Below are 16,525 nucleotides of genomic sequence, written 5' to 3' on the forward strand. Positions count from 1 at the left end.
TCTCATTTCTGCAGGCGGGGGTTAAGCACGTCGCGCAATTGGTCGCCGACCAGGTTGATGGCAACAATGGTGAGCAACAGTGCAGCGCCCGGATAGAAGCTGATCCAGTATTCGTTGGACAGCAGGAACTGGTAGCCATTGGAGATCAGCAGGCCCAGGGAAGGCTCCGTGATCGGCACGCCCAGCCCCAGAAACGACAGCGTGGCTTCCAGCGTGATGGCACGGGCCACCTGCAGTGCGGCAATCACCAGCAGCGGCGGCAGGCAGTTGGGCAGGATGTGACCAACGACGATGCGCCAGCGCGGTATGCCTTGGCCATAGGCCGCGTCCACGTACTCCCTGCGTGTTTCCACCAACGCCTGGCCACGAGCCGTGCGGGCGTAGTAAGCCCATTCCACCAGCACCAGAGTCAGGATCACATTGCCAACCCCCTTGCCCATATATGCCAGGATCATCAAGGCCATCAGAATCGTTGGAAAGGACAGCAAGAGGTCGACGACGCGCATGATCGCCGCATTTATCCTGCCGCCGGCATAGGCAGCGAGCAAGCCGACGAGGGTGCCGACAACGGCTGCGATAACGGCCGAGCCTACGCCCACCAGCAAGCTGATGCGCAGCCCATACACAATGGCTGAATAGAGGTCCCGGCCTTGCCCGTCGGTGCCCAGCCAGTAGGTATAGCCATGTTCCATGCTTTGCGAGCCGGGTGGCAGCCGGGCATCGAGCACGTCCAGCTGCAGCAGGTCGTACGGGTTCTGGGGGGTGATCCAGGGGGCGGTCAGGGCGGCCAGCACGATCAGCAGCAGGACGAGCAGGCCGAATACGGCCGGCCTCGCGCGCAGAAAGTCAGCCATCAGTTGGCGCCAGATCGAGGTGCCGCGCAGCGCTTGGCGCTTGTCCTTGGCGACCGTGGTTTGAAGTGCATGACTCATTGCGCGGCCTCCAGACGGACCCGCGGGTCCAGCAGTTTGTACAGCAGGTCTACGATCAGGTTCAGCGTGACGAAGATCACCACCACCACCATCAGGTAGGCCACGACCACCGGTCGGTCCAGTGCATTGATGCTGTCCAGGATGAGCTTGCCGGCGCCGGGCCAGGCAAAGATTGTTTCCGTTACGACGGCATAGGCGATCGTGGCGCCCAGTTCCAGGCCGAGCACGGTAACCAGCGGGATCAGGGTATTGCGCAGCACGTGCATGATCATGACCCGGGTCTCGGACAGGCCTTTGGCGCGGGCGAAACGGACGAAGTCCTGGGGCAGCACTTCGCGCACGCCGGCGCGCGTCAGGCGCAGCACCAGCGAGATCTTGAACAGCGCCAGGTTGAAGGCGGGCAGCAGCATATGATGCAGGCCGTCCAGAGTCAGGAAGGACCATTGCACGCCGAGCACGCTCACTGTTTCGCCGCGGCCGCTGGCTGGCATCCAGCCTAGTTGCACGCTGAAGATCATGATGAACATCAGGGCGACCCAGAAGGCCGGCAGTGAAAAGCCCAGTATGGAAGCGCTCATCAGCAGCCGGGACAGCGGGCTCTCAGGGCGCATGCCGGCATACAGGCCCAACGGGACGCCGATCAGGATGGCCAGTATCAGCGCGGCCACGGCCAGCTCCAGCGTGGCCGGCAGCCGGTCCAGAATCAGGCCAATGGCGGGCTGGTTGTAGACGAAGCTTACGCCCAGGTCGCCGGATACGGCATTGCGCAGGAATTGCCAGTATTGCTGGACGAGCGGCTTGTCCAGGCCAAGATGCGCAATAGCAGCCAGGCGCTCCTCTTGGTTCAAGTCTTCGCCGATCAGAATGTCCACAGGGTTGCCAATTGCATGCAGGCCCACAAACACAATCACCGTCATGGCCAGCACCACCAGCAAGGCCTGGCCTATGCGGCGCAGCAGCCAGCCTGTCATGCCTGCTCCCCCTCATAGGGTGGCAGGGGCGAGCAAACCCACTCGTTGCCCTCCAGTTCAGGCTCGCTGTAGCGCTCCATGGCCGCATAGTGCAGGGCAATGTCTTCCTGGTACAGTGCACCGGCCAGCCCCTGCGCCAACTGGCGCGCGCCGTCGCTGATCTGGGGAATATCGCCGGACACCGTGCCCATGGAAAGCGCCGCAGGGTAACAGAAGCAGTGGATGCGTTCGAGGCCAGGGCAGCCGCCGGGCGTCTTTTCCTGGAACTCGAAAAGCGGACCCAAGTCAGGCGAGAGGTCCAGTTCGCTGTCTTCCATGCCGGCTGGCGGCGTGTAGCGGTCTTGCCAGAGGCGGACATGGGGCGCCAGCGGTGCGAACTCGGGGCGCAGCTGCCAGTCGGGCCGGAAGCCGGTGCAGAAGATCACGAAATCCGCCGCGATCGGCCCCTGCCGTGTATCGAGATGGAGCTTGCCGTCGCCGCGCTGGCGCGCCTGTTCGATGGCGCAGTCCAGATGGAAGTAGGCATTGGCGTGGCGTGAGACGCGCAGCGTGCTGCCCTGGGGTGGCGGCACCTGCTGGCGGTTGATGTAATTGCGGATCCGCCATTTCCATGCATCGGGAAGCTTCTGAAAACCATGCGCGGCACCGGGGCTGCCGGCACCCTTGCCTTTGTTGATCGTGGGGAGTTCAGGGCGGCGGATCAGCAGGTGCACGGCGGCTGCACCGTCTTCCAGTGCGGTGGCGGCGCTGTCCATCGCTGAGGCGCCGCCGCCTATTACGACAACATGCTTGCCGCGCAGCGCGGCGCCGTCCCAGAGATCCGACGAGTGCGCCCAGCGGTCGGCCGGCAGGCTGTGCGCCCAATCCGGCACCCAGGCGCCGCCGAGCCCGTCACGGCCAGTTGCCAGCACAATGTGACGGGCCAGCACCTGATAGGGGCGCTGCTGTTGGCTGTCATCCACCAGGTCCAACTGCGCCACGCCGTCGGCGCGGGGATGCACCGCCACGACACGCTGGCGGTTGTGCAGCACCACGCCGGTGGCGCGGCGGTACCAGCGCAGGTAGTCCATCCACTGCAGGCGCGGGATTTTGTCCAGCGCGGCCCAGGCCTCGCCGCCCCACTGGGCCTCAAACCAGGCGCGGAATGTCAGCGAGGAAAACCCCAGGGCCGGGCCGGTCAGTTCCTTGGGTGAGCGCAGCGTTTCCATGCGGGCCGTGGTGGCCCAAGGACCTTCAAAGGATTCTGGCGCCTGGTCGAAGATCTCGGCGCGCAGGCCCAGGTGAGCCAGTGCGGTGGACAGGGACAGGCCCGCCATACCGCCGCCGACCACCGCTACGTCCAGTACGGGCTGCCCCCGATGCGTCAGCGCGGGCGTCCAGGGCTTGGCAGGCAGGGCGAGCAGTTGCAGGTCGCGTCGGTAGCGGGCCAGCAGTTGGTCCAGGCCTTCTTGGTCGGCGGGGGCTGCGGTGTGCGGGGGCAAAGTTGTCATCAATGTCATCGTGTCGAGTTTCAGGGGCGGCGCGCGGTGCCGTCAGGCGTGGCGTGGGTCAACTGGCCCATGGCGCCAGGGGCCAGGATTTTGCAGCCGTTCACGCCGGCGGCGCTTGTGCGCAACGCATCGAGCAGGCCTTGGGTCTGCGGGGAAATGGTTTTACCCTGGGCCGTGAAGGCGCCAAAGTGAAAGGGGATCTCTACATCCAGCGGGCGATACACCAAACCTTCGAGCGGCGCGCCGCGCAAGGTCACCGGGTCGAGTATGGCCACGCCCAAGCCAGCGCGGACCAAAGCCTGCGCATTCATGGACGAGTTGGTTTCCACACCTATGGGGGTGTTGCCCGCCAGGCTTTGTTGCCAGGCGGCGTCTACCAGCTGCTTCAGGCGCATGGGGTTGTGCATGCCGATCAGGCGTTCGCCGGCCAGGTCGCGCAGGCGGATGCGCGGCGCGGCGGCCAGGCGATGATCGGCGGGCAACACGGCCAGGCAGGGAGCCTGCGCCACCCAGTGCAGTTGCAGCGCTTGGTGGTCCAGCGGCAGGCTGCACACGCCCACGTGGGCCAGGCCATGCAGCACGTCGTGCACGACCTTTTCGGGGCGCATGGAAAGTAGTTCAATCTTGCAGGTCGACAGTGCGCTGGCGCAGTTGGCCAGCGCGGTCGCCACCACGCCCAGTGACAACGCCTGCGTTGCCGCGATCAGCAAGGGTTGAGTTTCGGTGCACGGTGCCGATCGCGCCTGGTGCTCAATACGCCGCACGCTGCCCAGGATGCGTTCGGCTTCCTCGTACAGCGTGAACCCCAGCGGAGTGGGTGACACGCGTGGGCCATTGCGCTGCAGCAGCACGCCGCCCAGGCCTGCTTCCAGTTCCTGGATCTGACGACTAATGGCAGGTTGCGAGCGGTTTAGCATCCTGGCGGCACCCGTGATGCTTCCAATCGTCATGACCGCGACAAAGGCCTCCAATTGGCGAATTTCCATGGGTGCTCCAATCATGCAAGAAACGGATGATGACTTATCTTTTATGCTTTTAGTAAATAATAAATTTTAATTTGCTTATTTTGAAGCCTGGGCTTTCCCGATGCCCTGGGTGCGTCTTGCGTTGCGGCAAGGCCTGGCTGGCGAAACGCGGTGTCGAGAAGGTATATAGTCAGCAAGGGTGCGTATTTGCGCTGAATGCCCCGGGAGGCCTCGTGATCGAAAAACTCTTCACCGCGATTCTTCCGTCCATCGAGCACTTCCATTTGCTCGGCTATTGGGTGGGTTTTCTTGCAGCGCTGCTGGAAACCGCCTTGGGGGTGGGCCTGTTGCTGCCTGGGTCCACACTGCTGTTGGTGCTGGGCGCCTTGTCGGCCGGCGGGTATCTGGATGTTGGCGATTTGGTGTGGTTCGCAGTGGCTGGTGCGGTGCTGGGCGATAACATAAATTACTGGCTGGGTCAGCGCTATGGTCAGAAATGGGCGTGCAGCGGGGTTTGGTTTTTGACACCTGGTCATTTCGAGAAGGCGCGCTGGTTCTTCGACAGGCACGGTGCGCGCAGCGTGTTTCTCGGCCGCTTCATTCCCAGCGTCAAAGAGATCGTCCCGTTTATTGCCGGCTCGGTAGGCATGCATTACCGCACGTTTCTAATCTGGAACGTATTGGGCGCTATCGGCTGGGGGCTGCAATGGGTGGTTGGCGGCTACCTCTTCGGGCAGTCGCTCAAGCTGGCGGAAGCCTGGATGTCGCGCGCTGGCATGTTGTTGGTGCTGGTGTTGGCGGTGTGGGTGCTGTTGTGGCTGGTGCAGCGCTTCGTCGAGCGCCAGGGTCGCGAGGTGTGGCGGGTTGTGGTGTCGTTGGGCCGTTCACTGCGGGCGGCGCTGAGCCACAATCCCTATGTGCGCCGGTGGGTGCGGCGCCATCCTCATACCGTGCGGTTCTTCGCGGCGCGCGTGGACCGCTCGCACTTTTATGGTTTGCCACTGACGCTGCTTGCGCTGGCATTTATCTATGTGCTCGCGCTGTTTGGAGGTATTGTCGAAGATGTCGTCAATTCCGATCCCATCGTGGCGGTCGATCATGCCAGCGCCCAGTTGGTCGCCGCGTTCCGCGCGCCATCGGTCATTCCTCCTTTTGTCTGGATCGCCAATGTGGCGGCGATGCCGCTGGTTGGCGCTATGCTGGCTGTGGCATGCCTGCTGCTCTGGCTGCTTAACCGGGCCTATGCGGCGGCGGGCTTGCTGCTTTCCACGCTGGGCGGGGCGGCCTTCGTCACCTTGAGCAAATGGGCCTTTCATCGGCCCAGGCCGGTCGAAGCGGCGATACTTGAAACGTCCTACTCTTTTCCAAGTGGTCACGCCACGTCGGTCGTTGCCTTCTACGGCTTTCTAGGCTACCTGATGATCCGCACCACCACCCGCTGGAATGTGCGGGTGCACTTGTTCTTTGTCGTGGCGGGGCTGGTACTGCTGATCGGCTTGAGCCGCATTCTTCTGGGGGTTCATTATCTCAGCGATGTCTGGGCGGGGTATCTGGTCGGGGTGCTATGGCTGATCGCGGGCATTAGCCTCAATGAGTGGCTGGCCGTCAGCGGCCGGCTCACGTGGGATGCGCCGACTGGGCCGCGCCGAAAAATTGCGGGGCTTACGCTGGCGGCGGTTTCTATCGCAGGGTTAATCGGGTATGCCGTCACTAACAAGCAGCCCGTACGAGTGCCGCCGCCGGAGCCCAGCATGCAACTTGTTCGTTCGTTGCCGGATATTTTGCGGGCCGATGCGCTCTTGCAGACGACGACCTTGCTCGGTGTGCCTGGACAGCCGCTGGCGTTCGCCATCGTCGCGCCCGACAAGCATGCCCTGATCGTCGATCTGCGGCAGGCCGGCTGGCAGGCGGCGGATAAACCGTCCCTGCGCAACATGCTGCGCCTGATGGAAGAAGGCCTGGGCTACACCACCGCGCCGCTTGCGCCTGCCTTCTGGCGAGGCACGGTGAACGACCTGGCCTTCGAGCGACCAGTGCACGAGGCGCAGAGCAGGGCGTTGGCTACGGTGCGCCTTTGGTCCACGCCATACCGGGTCGGAAGCGATCAGGTATTCGTGGGTGTGGCGCGTGAGTATGCCGGTATTCGCTGGGGCATCGCACACACGATATCGCCCGATGTGGACGCCGCAGCGGACAGTTTCATCACGTCCCTTCATGCATTGGGGCGGCCTGTTGCCGCTTGCCGGCAGGCACTGGTTGCGCCGATGATCGGCACCTACCTGATGGGCGACCGTTTCTTCACGCGCGGAGAAATCCGGCTGGTTGATCTGAATGCCGGTACAGGTACGGGGCGGCTGTGTGGGCCTGGCGGCGCCCAGCGCCCCTCAAGCGGAGCAGGTGCGCCGTGAGAGCGAGTGCTGCCTGCTTAGCCGCGCCAGGTGCGTACGCGGCCAGTATCCACGTGTACGAAATTGCTTCCGGGGTAATAGCCTACGCCGCCGGCCTTGAGCGCCAGGGCGGCATCGCGCAGCTCGTCCAGCGGCACGCCGGGCAGCCGGATGTCGACCGCCTTGCCGTCCATATGCAGGCTGCGCCGGGCCACGCCGCCGCCGCGCGTGGTGCGCAGCCGCTCGTTGGTTTGCGGTGAACGGTAGCCCGAGATAATTTGATAGGGCGTGTGCACTTTCAGCGACGCACGAAGTGCGTACATGATGTCGTACAAGCCAGTGTCCATATTGCCGATGTGCCCCGAATAATGATCGCGCAGGAAGTGATCGAGATCGTTGAGCGCTTTGGGCACGTAGTCGGGGCCGACGGCGTAAATCAGCTCGATTTTTTCGTGGGTGTGGGTATGGTCCATCGCCAGGTTTCTGGAGGCGGACGAGATGGTTTGATAGGTGGCCCGGGCCACCGTGGGCATCGCGCCCAGAACGGCTACGCCCGAGGCGGCCGACAAAAAACGCCGGCGCGCGGCGCTGGGGGGAGTACGCATTGGCAAATCCGAAAAGTTGGTGCGGACATGGCACCCGGGAGCCGGGTGCGGCCGCGAGCCCTGGGGATGTGGCGCACGTTGCTGTGCACAGGCGCATCCGTTAGCGGGCACGACCGACATCGCGCAACGCCTGCTCGAGACGCGCATCCTGCTGGTAGATGTCGGGTAAAAAGTACACTTTACCACCATTCTTGACAATTGCTGTGCTGTAGGCGATCAGTACCGGTATTGGTTCGTCCAGTTTGATCGTGCGGGACTTGCCCGCCTGCATGGCCTGTTCGATGCGATCTACGGTCCATTCGGGGCTATTGTGCAGCACAAATAAGGCTAGCTGCACGGGTTGTTCAATGCGTATGCAGCCGTGGCTGAAGTCTCGCCGCACCTTCGAAAACAACTCTGGCGCCGGGGTGTGATGCAGGTAAATGTTCTGGTCGTTGGGGAAGATGAACTTAATGTCGCCCAGCGCGTTGCGCGGCCCCGGTCGCTGCCGGATGCGCCACTCGCCCCGCTGGGTGGCTTCAATGGCCGCGCTGCTCAGCGTGTTGACCACTTTGCCGTCGCGCGTCACAAATTCAAACCCTTGCTGCGTGAAATAGGCGGGGTTGCGGCGCAGCTTGGGCAGTGTTTCGCCGCGGGCGATCGATGGGGGTACATTCCAGTAGGGGCTGAACTCGATGAAACGCATGTCATGTAAAAAAATCGGCGTTCGGGTATCCAGCGCACTCCCAACGATTACACGCATTTCCAGGTCCAGCTTCACCTTGCTGCCTTGCGTTTCATAGGCCCGCAGCACGAACTCGGGGATGTTGACGACGACCATGCGCGGGCCATGCAGCAGAGGAGTCCAGCGCAGACGCTCCAGGGTTAGCGCCATCTGCGTTACGCGTTGTGCCGGCGTGACGTTCAGTTGAGCCAGTGTGGTCGCGCCAATCACGCCATCGCTATCCAAACCATGGCGTTCCTGGAAGCGTCGTACGGCATCGACCAACGCTCCCTCATACAGGGCGGGCACGGATGTGGATGCGGGTAGGTCTCCCAAGGCGGCAAGCCTTGCGGCCAGGGTAGGAAGGCCTGAGTACGCGTTACCCGGCTTGAGCGAGCGCCCGGGTAGCGGAGGCAGCGCGGTCTGCCAGGCCGGCGCCGGGGCCATTGCCCGGTAGGCATTCATCGCCGTGCGCAGCGACTCGTACATGGGTACTTTGGGCGCTGCGTCATCCAATGCCTGCCGCAAGCGGTTTGCCTGACGCGCGTTGGCGACCAGGCCTCGTGCGTCGAACGTGGAGAGCGGTGGCGCGTTGAAGCGATGCTGGAGCGCGTTTGGGCTTAGGCGACCCTGGCGCAGATCGCGCAGATAGTGGACGAGCGCTTCGTTAAGGGCGTTGTCCAGTCTCGCTGTAGCGGCTGCGTCGGCCGGCCTCTGTTCGGCCTGCTGGAAGGCCTGTGCCAACTCGGCAGCATGGTAATCCCGCGGGTTCAAGCCCTGCGATTCGGCGTCGGCAAGTGTCTTGAGGGCAAGTTGTGCATCGCTGCCCGGACGGCCGTTTTCGAACCAGGAGGGTATCGGCAGTTCGCGCAGTAACTCGCCTTCGAGGAGATCGGGATTGGAGATATTGATGCCCGGGATAATTTGTGGCGCTGCCACAGATGGACGCTGCGCGCCAGACGGAGCCGCAGGCGCCTGCGCGCCCGCGGACAGGGTACAGAGCGCCAGGGCGGCCCCACACAACACATTGCGACAGGCTGACTTCCAGTTTGAACGCATCATAGGCCGGGTGCGAATGGCTAATGACCCATTGTCCCATAGCTGCGTTCAGTCTGCCCGGCGCGCTGGCTGTCTTCTGTGCTCGTCAACGCCGCCGGCCCAACAGCATGCGTGTCAGGGTGTTGTCCCCCAACAGGTAATGGTGATACAGCGCGGCCAGCGCGTGCAGGCCCACCAAGGCGTAGCCGAGGGAGGCAATCGATTCATGCACGTCTTTCAGGATGTCGGCCAGCGATTCGTTGGGGTTGAGCACAATGGGCAGGGGCATGCCCCAGGCGGACACGGCGTGACCGTCCGCGTTCAATGTCAGCCAGCCGGTAACCGGCAGGACGAGCAGCATCGCGTACAGCAGCGCGTGCAAAGCATAGGCCACGCTCTGCTGCCAGTGGGGCGGCGGAGGCTCAATCGCAGGGGCGCCCAGCAAGCTGCGCAGGGGCAGGCGGATCACCGTCAGCGCGAGGATCGTCGCGCCGATCGAATAATGCAGCGTCTTCATCCCTTCGCGGCCGGCGCTGCCTTTGGGGAAGATGTCCTTGAACTCCATCAGCGCATAAGCGCTCACGACGAGGATTACTGTGAGCCAATGCAAGGCGATGAGTAGACGGCTGTAGCGGGTAGATATTGGGCTGGATGACATATACGGTCTCCACGTGCTGAAAGCGCAACAGTTGATGGTTGCATCATCCCATTCGCTTCATGAATGCAGCATGAACGCTGCACAATAGCGGAATTGGACAGTTGAATAGCCGTATACCTCTGAGTCCCGTCCATCATGAATACAGCGCCGGCATCGAACAAAGGTATAACACCCGTCAAGGTTCCACCGGGTGTCTGGATCTTGGGCTTCGTCAGTATGCTGATGGACATTTCCTCGGAGATGATCCACAGCCTGCTGCCGCTGTTCCTGGTGGGTACGCTTGGGGCAAGCGCCTTTGTGGTCGGCATGATCGAAGGCCTGGCCGAGGCGACGGCCCTGATCGTCAAGGTGTTTTCGGGCGTGCTCAGTGATTACATCGGCAAGCGCAAGGGTCTGGCGGTGTTCGGCTATGCGCTGGGCGCTGTCACTAAGCCGTTGTTCGCGCTGGCGCCCACAGCAGGCGTTGTGTTGACTGCGCGGCTGCTGGATCGGGTAGGCAAAGGTGTGCGGGGCGCGCCGCGCGATGCGATGGTGGCCGACCTCGCGCCGCCGGAAATCCGCGGCGCGGCGTTCGGCCTGCGCCAGTCACTCGATACAGTAGGGGCTTTCCTGGGTCCGCTGCTGGCGGTTGGTTTGATGCTGCTTTGGGCCAACGATTTCCGCGCTGTGTTCTGGGTGGCAGTCATACCGGGCGTGCTGGCGGTGGCGCTGCTGGTCTTCGGAGTGCGTGAACCCGAGCGTCATGGCGGCGCAAAGCGCGGCAATCCGATCCGCCGCGAGAACCTGCGGCGCCTGAGCGGCGCCTATTGGTGGGTAGTGGGCGTCGGCGCCGCCTTTACCCTGGCGCGATTCAGCGAAGCCTTCCTGGTACTGCGCGCGCAGCAAAGCGGCGTGCCGGTGGCGCTGGTGCCGCTGGTGATGGTGGCCATGAATGTTGTGTATGCGGTGACGGCCTATCCGTTCGGCAGGCTGTCGGACCGCATGAGCCACCGGACACTGCTGGCGCTGGGCCTGGTGGTGCTGATTGCGTCTGATCTCGTGCTTGCGCTGGACAGGCATTGGCTGACGGTGCTGGGCGGCGTGGCCCTGTGGGGCGTGCATATGGGCATGACGCAAGGCTTGTTGGCAACCATGGTTGCCAACACGGCGCCCGCCGATCTGCGCGGCACGGCCTTCGGCCTGTTCAATCTGGTAAGCGGGCTTGCCATGCTGGTTGCCAGCGCTGTCGCGGGCCTGCTGTGGGACAAGCTGGGCGCGTCATTCACCTTTTACGCGGGCGCCGGTTTCAGCGTGCTGGCCCTGCTGGGTTTGCTTAGAAGGGTATAGCCGGCAGATTCAACCACCGCAGATGCGTTGTGGCGCCGGCCAAACCTTACATACAGGTATGCGCGGTCATTTCCAGTATCCGTTGGCGGCGGCAATGGTCTGAAAATTGATGGCCACGACCTGCGACGCGGCAATGAGGGCATCGGCATCCTCGCCGTATTCGGGCCTCAGACGATCGCGTACCTCGGCCGAGGGCTGCGTGTATTTCACCGCCATGCGCGAGAGTTTGATGGCCAGCTCGTAGCCTTCCTGAGGTGTGGGGGTGTGAAGGGACGTAAGCCAGGTATCTGCCATCTTGGGTCTCCTTGAGTGTTGAAGTTCTATGTCGGCGGGTCATTGTGACATACGCCCGTCTCACCGCTTCAATAACCCCAATGGCGTTGCCGTCATGGGCGGATTTGATTTATCTCATCGTTCCCGTATTGGGGTGTTGTGCTTGCATAAAGATATCTTTAATATGTATCTTCAATTCATGGCGGCTGGGCGCCGCACCTTTCATGTTTGTCGATCAAAAGGAAATATAGATGGAAACCGGAATGCTGAAACTGTCTGGCCTGAAGAACACCCAGTGCGCCGAGACGATTGCGCAGGCCATCAATGCGGTGGATGGCGTGAGTGACGTCAGGGTTTCGTTTGAAGCCAGCAGGGCAACGGTAACGTATGACGAGGGCAGGGTTTCCCTCGTCGGCCTGAAGCGCGTTGTAGAAGATGCAGGCTATCAGATCGCCAAGCCGGTGCACGGCGAAGATGGCGCCTGCTGCGGCGGCTGTGGCGGCTAAGCACTCGCGCAGTCGCAGTTTTCATCGGGGCGTGGCGCCCGCGCAATGCGGGCGCCACGGTTACTGTTCCGGCGCAGTAAACTTTTATGTTTTGCGCTGCCGGGACGTGTCATGCATAAATTGCTGCCCATCGCTTTATTGTTCATGTCCAACGTGTTCATGACGATTGCGTGGTATGGGCACCTCAGGTTTCCCCACAGTTCCCTTGTCAAGATCGTGTTGATCAGTTGGTCAGTGGCGCTGCTCGAGTACTGCCTGGCCGTGCCGGCCAATCGCATTGGCCACACTGTGTATTCGGCCGCCGAACTCAAGACGATACAGGAAGTCATCACACTGATTGTGTTCGCCGGGTTCTCGGTGTGGTACCTGAAAGAGCCGCTAACCGTGAACCATCTGCTGGGGTTTGTGCTGATTTCTGCGGGCGCCTACTGCATTTTCAAAGGGCCGTTCTGAGCCGTCCGCGGGTCGTCGCATGGGCCTTGACGCTTAGCCGCTCAATAATGGGGTGGAAGCTCGTCGCGCGGGTTGCGGGGCAGGGCTGGGCCGTCTGGTACTTGCTCGCGCAACACATGCAGCTCGCGCGCCAGCCATTCAATCTGCTGTTGCTGCCTGAAAATAGTCTGGTTCAGTTGGTCGAGCAGGTCGTCTGCGTAGGCGGCCTTGACCTCCAGCTCGGTCAGGCGTTTTTCGATGCTTGTGGTGTTGTCCATGGTCGGTGCGGATGGCGGGTTTCAGGATGTGCTGCGGGGGGCGGTGCTGGCCGCTGCGCCGGGCGTAGACTGTAGCGCGGTGGCCGCGCGGGCCGCGCGTTCTCGTTCGACGCGTTCTGTAACGTCGCGTGCCATGGCGACAGACCCCACCGCGGCGCCGCTGGCGTCGCTTACCAGTGCGAACGTCATTTCCACATAAAGCTTACTGCCGTCTTTGCGCAGGCCTCGCGTTAGGGTAGGCTTGCCCTGCAGCTTCAGTGTGCCGCGCGCCATGGCTGCATCGAAGCCGGCCCAGTGCGCGGCGCGCAGATGCTCGGGGATGATGATGTCCAGGCTTTGCCCTAGGGCTTCGGCGGCGCTGAAACCGAACAGCGCACGCGCTGCGCCGTTCCAACGGCGAATTACCCCTTTTGTATCCGCAAAAATCAGGGCATCGGAGGTTTGCTCGATGATCCATTCCGCGAGAGCAGGGGCGTTTGTCATGATCAGGTCCGGGTGGTTGAGGGGCGCGCGAGCCGTGCAAAGCCAGTGTACGGCAACTCATCGCAGGGTGTGCGTATTCCCCCTTGGTGCGCATCCCTCATCGCATTCGCATTCCGCGCATCGCTTGCATGCCAACAGAATCGGATGCATTCTGTCTTTTTTGTTTGTATGCATTGCGTTCCAGGTGGCGGGGCATGTGCCTGGCCTGCGGGAGGCCTTATGCGCAGAAAATGGGTTTATGTCGCCCTGGGGGGCGTAATTGTGGTGCCACTGCTGGCGGCGCCTTTCATCCTGGCGCCCGGCCCAGTGGCCGCGGGCGCACCAGCGGCGGTGGCCGTGGGTGCGGTGGAGCAGGCCGCTCTGATCGAAGCCATGCGCCCCGTGCGGCGCGGGCGGCCTGTCATTGCACTTGTGGCCAACAACCAGGGCACAGAGGTGGCGGATTTTCTGGTGGCCTACGGTGTGCTGCGCCATGCCGATGTGGCCGACGTCACCGTTGTTGCGCAGGATAGCAGCCCGGTACAGTTGTATCCGCCCAAGATCAGTATTGTGCCGCAGACGACGCTGGCCGCCTTCGATCAGCGCTACCCCAACGGCGCCGATTACGTCGTTGTCCCGGCGATGGAGCCGCCAGACGGCGCCGGCTTGACGCGTTGGGTCAGCGAGCAATACCGCAAGGGGGCGCACGTGGTGTCGATCTGCAATGGCTCGCGCACGCTGGCGGCTGCTGGCCTGCTTGATGGTCGGCGCGCCACCGCGCACTGGTACAGCAAGCGCGCATTGCGTGAAGAGCATCCCACGATGCGGTGGGTGTCTGACAGGCGCTATGTCACAGACGGCCGCATCACCACATCAACGGGCGTAACAGCGAATGTGCCGGTGATGATGGCGTTGGTGGAGGCGATTGGCGGCCGTGAAACTGCTACGCGCGTCGCCCATGAGTTGGGCGTAGCACATTGGGATGCGCGGCACCGCTCATCGGCATTCGTGCTCACTGCGGAGCACAAGAAAACCTTCATTCGCAACACCTTGGCGTTCTGGCAGCACGAAACGGTGGGGGTGCCGCTGCAGGCAGGGGTGGATGAGGTCGCGCTAGGCCTTACGCTTGATGCCTATGGCCGTACCGCGTTGGGCAAGACGGTGGCGGTGGGCGTGGATGACGGCGCTGTGCGCAGCCGTCATGGCCTGACGATACAGCCCGCGCGCACGGACAGTGGAAAGGTGGACTACCTGTTGCCGCCTCCTAGTGATAAGGCGCCGGCGAGTGTGATGGCGGGCCTATTGCCCGATATCCAGGCCCGCTATGGGCCGCATACGGCGGGCATTGTGGCATTGACCATGGAATATCCGTGGCAGCGCAGTGCATCCATGATGCAATGAAGCGGCAAAGCGGTGAAGCGGTGAAGCCACATTACCGTCCGATTATTTCGACTCTCCGCAGCGCAACTGCTCCACGTCCACTGCCCATGTTCGGCACGGCTAAGGGGCGCCCAGCAGCGAAATAAACCGCTGCGCGCTGATCGGCAGGCGGTTGTTTTTTAGCGTGATAAGGGTGAGCTGGGTGTTGATACCCGGGTCTACCAGTGGCACTAGAATGGGCATGCCCGCTAACCCCAGTTGGCGGAAGCTGGCGGGCGCGAATGCCACACCCATGCCGCGTTGCACCATCAGCAGCATGGGCAGGGTCTCGACCCCCCAGTAAATGACATCGGGCGTGTAACCCGCCACTTGGCAGGCGGCGATCAGGCTGTCGGCAATGCCACGGCCAGGCGGGGTCGTGTGCATCAAGAATTTCTCTTCGCGCAGGTCTCCGATGCGGATGCCTGAGCACCCAGCCAGTGGGTGGCCATGCGGCAACGCCACGCACAGGGGCTCGTCTGTCAGTATGCGCGTGTCCAGGTCGCTGGCTGCATAGAAGCTGCGGCAGATGGCAAAATCAAGCGCTCCGTCGCGCAAGCGCTGCATCAACGTGGCGGTTTCGCCTTCCTGTACCCGTACGTTGATGTCCAACGCGTCGCGGGCCAATTGCGTCATCACGTCGGGGATCAGAAACAGGCTGGCGGCCGTGGAGCAGCCCACCCTGACTGTGCCGCGCGCGCCGGCATGAACTTCGCCCAGTTCGCGTTGTATTGCGCTCATGGTGGTGAGTAATTCTTTGGCGCGCAGATAGAACAGCTCACCTGTTTGCGTGGGCACGAGGCGGTTCGCCTCGCGATCGAACAAGGTCACGCCCAACTCTTGCTCCAGCTTGCGGATCAGTACGCTGAGCGGTGGTTGTGTCATATGCAATGCTTCGGCGGCGGCCGAGACGCTGCCTTTTTCAAATACTGCGATGAAGCACTGAAGGCGTCGGCGATTCATACTATATTTTTAAAGTATAGAGATGCTATAAATTATATATTGGACACTATGCTGGACGATTCCTATACTGCTTTTCATCCGCCCGGAAGAGGCCGGGCCGGCAGAACCAGGAGACACCGTTCATGCAACCCCTTCGTCGTAAAGTAGTTGGTTTGATAATCACTGGCATGTTGGCCGCCGCGGCTGGCGTGCCGGCCGCGTACGCTGCCGATGCCTGGCCGTCACGCATGATTCGCGTGGTTGTGCCGTACCCGCCCGGCGGTTCGGCTGATTTGCTCGGGCGTTTGGTCGCCAAGAAGCTGAGTGAGGCTGAACCCGGCGCCAAGGTGGTGGTCGAGAATATCTCGGGTGGCGCAACGGTGCCCGGCGCGCTTTCCGTTCTTAAAGATCCGGCCGACGGGCACACGCTGTTCATGGCCAGCGACAACACGCTCAACCTGAACCACTGGCTGCTCAAAAACCCCGGCTACGACGCCGACAAGGATTTCACCCCGGTCACGGTGCTCAATACCTATCCCCACTGGCTGATTGTGAATCCTAACGGCAAACACAAGGATTTCGCCAGCTTTGTAGACTATATCCGCGCCAATCCGGGCATGGCCTCGATCAGCGTGAATACCGTGGGCGGATCGGCTTATCTGGCGCTGGATGCATGGCGCCGCGCCAACAAGCTGGATTTCATGATCGTGCCTTATCGCGGTTCGCCCCCGGCAGTCACCGACCTGATCGGCGGCCAGACCGATGCGCACGTGGACGTGGTGGGTTCGTCGGTGGCGCTGGCCCGCGGCGGCAAGGTTAAGCCCATTGCCGTGCTCCAAACGGATCCGCTGGACGAGTTCCCCGATGCCGCCACGCAGAATTACGATGATCCCAAAGCCTTGACAGTGCGCGCCAACCTTTCTGTTGTGGTGCGTAGCGGCGCACCCCAGCCGGTCATTGACAAGATCTACGCGATTCTCAACAAGGGCGTCAAGGATCCAGACTTTGTAAAAGCGCTGGCCGACTTGAAATATCCGGCCGTAATGATCGAACCGGCAAAGGCGCAAGCGTTTGTGCGCGGGGAAACCCAGCGCTACGGCAAGCTGGTGGCGGAATCTGGGCTTGAGAAGCAATAAAT

General features: G+C 62.3%; 17 protein-coding genes. 6 read left to right on the plus strand and 11 right to left on the minus strand.

The features are described from left to right. Window positions 1–2: 2 nt before the first annotated feature. The 4 genes from LOL23_RS00145 to LOL23_RS00160 are packed head-to-tail and all read right to left on the minus strand — an operon-like array spanning window position 3 to window position 4,379. Window positions 3–932 (minus strand): ABC transporter permease, encoded by a 930-nt coding sequence (locus tag LOL23_RS00145; protein ID WP_237172947.1) that lies wholly within the window; start codon window positions 930–932, stop codon window positions 3–5. Further along, a complete protein-coding gene (locus LOL23_RS00150) occupies window positions 929–1,903 on the minus strand; it encodes an ABC transporter permease (RefSeq protein ID WP_160975928.1) in 975 nt (324 codons plus the stop codon). Before LOL23_RS00150 ends, LOL23_RS00145 begins: the two co-directional genes overlap by 4 nt. Next, the gene (locus tag LOL23_RS00155) at window positions 1,900–3,393 is read right to left on the minus strand and encodes an FAD-dependent oxidoreductase (protein WP_160975930.1); all 1,494 of its coding nucleotides are present in this window, start codon (window positions 3,391–3,393) and stop codon (window positions 1,900–1,902) included. Before LOL23_RS00155 ends, LOL23_RS00150 begins: the two co-directional genes overlap by 4 nt. Before the next feature lie 20 nt (window positions 3,394–3,413). After that, on the minus strand, window positions 3,414–4,379 hold the full coding sequence (locus LOL23_RS00160; RefSeq protein WP_160975932.1) for a LysR family transcriptional regulator: 966 nt from the start codon (window positions 4,377–4,379) through the stop codon (window positions 3,414–3,416). 212 nt (window positions 4,380–4,591) lie between these two features. On the opposite strand from LOL23_RS00160, the gene LOL23_RS00165 reads away from it, so the two are divergent. Beyond that, a complete protein-coding gene (locus LOL23_RS00165; RefSeq protein WP_160975934.1) occupies window positions 4,592–6,766 on the plus strand; it encodes a bifunctional DedA family/phosphatase PAP2 family protein in 2,175 nt (724 codons plus the stop codon). A 17-nt stretch (window positions 6,767–6,783) separates the two neighbouring features. On the opposite strand, the gene mepK is transcribed toward LOL23_RS00165, so the two are convergent. The 3 genes from mepK to LOL23_RS00180 all read right to left on the minus strand — a co-directional run bounded on the left by mepK (window position 6,784) and on the right by LOL23_RS00180 (window position 9,749). Next, the gene (gene mepK / locus LOL23_RS00170; protein ID WP_160975936.1) at window positions 6,784–7,350 is read right to left on the minus strand and encodes a peptidoglycan L,D-endopeptidase MepK; all 567 of its coding nucleotides are present in this window, start codon (window positions 7,348–7,350) and stop codon (window positions 6,784–6,786) included. Window positions 7,351–7,450: 100 nt separating this feature from the next. Then, entirely contained in the window at window positions 7,451–8,992 is a 1,542-nt protein-coding gene (locus tag LOL23_RS00175) for a L,D-transpeptidase family protein (RefSeq protein WP_237172948.1), read from the minus strand. A 205-nt stretch (window positions 8,993–9,197) separates the two neighbouring features. After that, entirely contained in the window at window positions 9,198–9,749 is a 552-nt protein-coding gene (locus LOL23_RS00180; RefSeq protein ID WP_160975938.1) for a cytochrome b, read from the minus strand. 135 nt (window positions 9,750–9,884) lie between these two features. On the opposite strand from LOL23_RS00180, the gene LOL23_RS00185 reads away from it, so the two are divergent. Next, window positions 9,885–11,075, plus strand: coding sequence for an MFS transporter (locus LOL23_RS00185; RefSeq protein WP_160975940.1), 1,191 nt, complete (start codon window positions 9,885–9,887; stop codon window positions 11,073–11,075). A 66-nt stretch (window positions 11,076–11,141) separates the two neighbouring features. Here LOL23_RS00185 and LOL23_RS00190 read toward each other — a convergent pair whose 3' ends face one another. Beyond that, window positions 11,142–11,369: a hexameric tyrosine-coordinated heme protein gene (locus LOL23_RS00190; protein WP_160975942.1), complete on the minus strand. Its 228-nt coding sequence runs from the start codon at window positions 11,367–11,369 to the stop codon at window positions 11,142–11,144. Between the two features lie 242 nt (window positions 11,370–11,611). On the opposite strand from LOL23_RS00190, the gene LOL23_RS00195 reads away from it, so the two are divergent. Beyond that, window positions 11,612–11,854 (plus strand): heavy-metal-associated domain-containing protein, encoded by a 243-nt coding sequence (locus tag LOL23_RS00195; protein WP_237172949.1) that lies wholly within the window; start codon window positions 11,612–11,614, stop codon window positions 11,852–11,854. 111 nt (window positions 11,855–11,965) lie between these two features. Then, window positions 11,966–12,307 (plus strand): DMT family protein, encoded by a 342-nt coding sequence (locus LOL23_RS00200; RefSeq protein ID WP_160975946.1) that lies wholly within the window; start codon window positions 11,966–11,968, stop codon window positions 12,305–12,307. A 41-nt stretch (window positions 12,308–12,348) separates the two neighbouring features. Here the strand turns inward: LOL23_RS00200 and LOL23_RS00205 are convergent, their stop codons facing one another. Both LOL23_RS00205 and LOL23_RS00210 read right to left on the minus strand, forming a co-directional pair. Further along, the gene (locus LOL23_RS00205) at window positions 12,349–12,564 is read right to left on the minus strand and encodes a SlyX family protein (RefSeq protein WP_160975948.1); all 216 of its coding nucleotides are present in this window, start codon (window positions 12,562–12,564) and stop codon (window positions 12,349–12,351) included. Between the two features lie 21 nt (window positions 12,565–12,585). Then, window positions 12,586–13,047 carry a PAS domain-containing protein gene (locus tag LOL23_RS00210; protein WP_160975950.1) on the minus strand — a complete coding sequence of 154 codons (462 nt, stop codon included), beginning with the start codon at window positions 13,045–13,047 and terminating at the stop codon, window positions 12,586–12,588. Between the two features lie 219 nt (window positions 13,048–13,266). Here LOL23_RS00210 and LOL23_RS00215 point away from each other — a divergent pair, with 219 nt between their 5' ends. Continuing rightward, a complete protein-coding gene (locus LOL23_RS00215; protein ID WP_237172950.1) occupies window positions 13,267–14,427 on the plus strand; it encodes a DJ-1/PfpI family protein in 1,161 nt (386 codons plus the stop codon). A gap of 99 nt (window positions 14,428–14,526) precedes the next feature. Here LOL23_RS00215 and LOL23_RS00220 read toward each other — a convergent pair whose 3' ends face one another. After that, complete coding sequence (locus LOL23_RS00220) at window positions 14,527–15,408, minus strand: LysR family transcriptional regulator (protein WP_160975954.1); 882 nt, start codon at window positions 15,406–15,408, stop codon at window positions 14,527–14,529. Between the two features lie 122 nt (window positions 15,409–15,530). Here LOL23_RS00220 and LOL23_RS00225 point away from each other — a divergent pair, with 122 nt between their 5' ends. Further along, window positions 15,531–16,523 carry a Bug family tripartite tricarboxylate transporter substrate binding protein gene (locus tag LOL23_RS00225; RefSeq protein ID WP_160975956.1) on the plus strand — a complete coding sequence of 331 codons (993 nt, stop codon included), beginning with the start codon at window positions 15,531–15,533 and terminating at the stop codon, window positions 16,521–16,523. Window positions 16,524–16,525: the final 2 nt, after the last annotated feature.

Source organism: Paracandidimonas lactea (genome assembly GCF_021653995.1).
Classification (GTDB): domain Bacteria; phylum Pseudomonadota; class Gammaproteobacteria; order Burkholderiales; family Burkholderiaceae_B; genus Allopusillimonas; species Allopusillimonas lactea.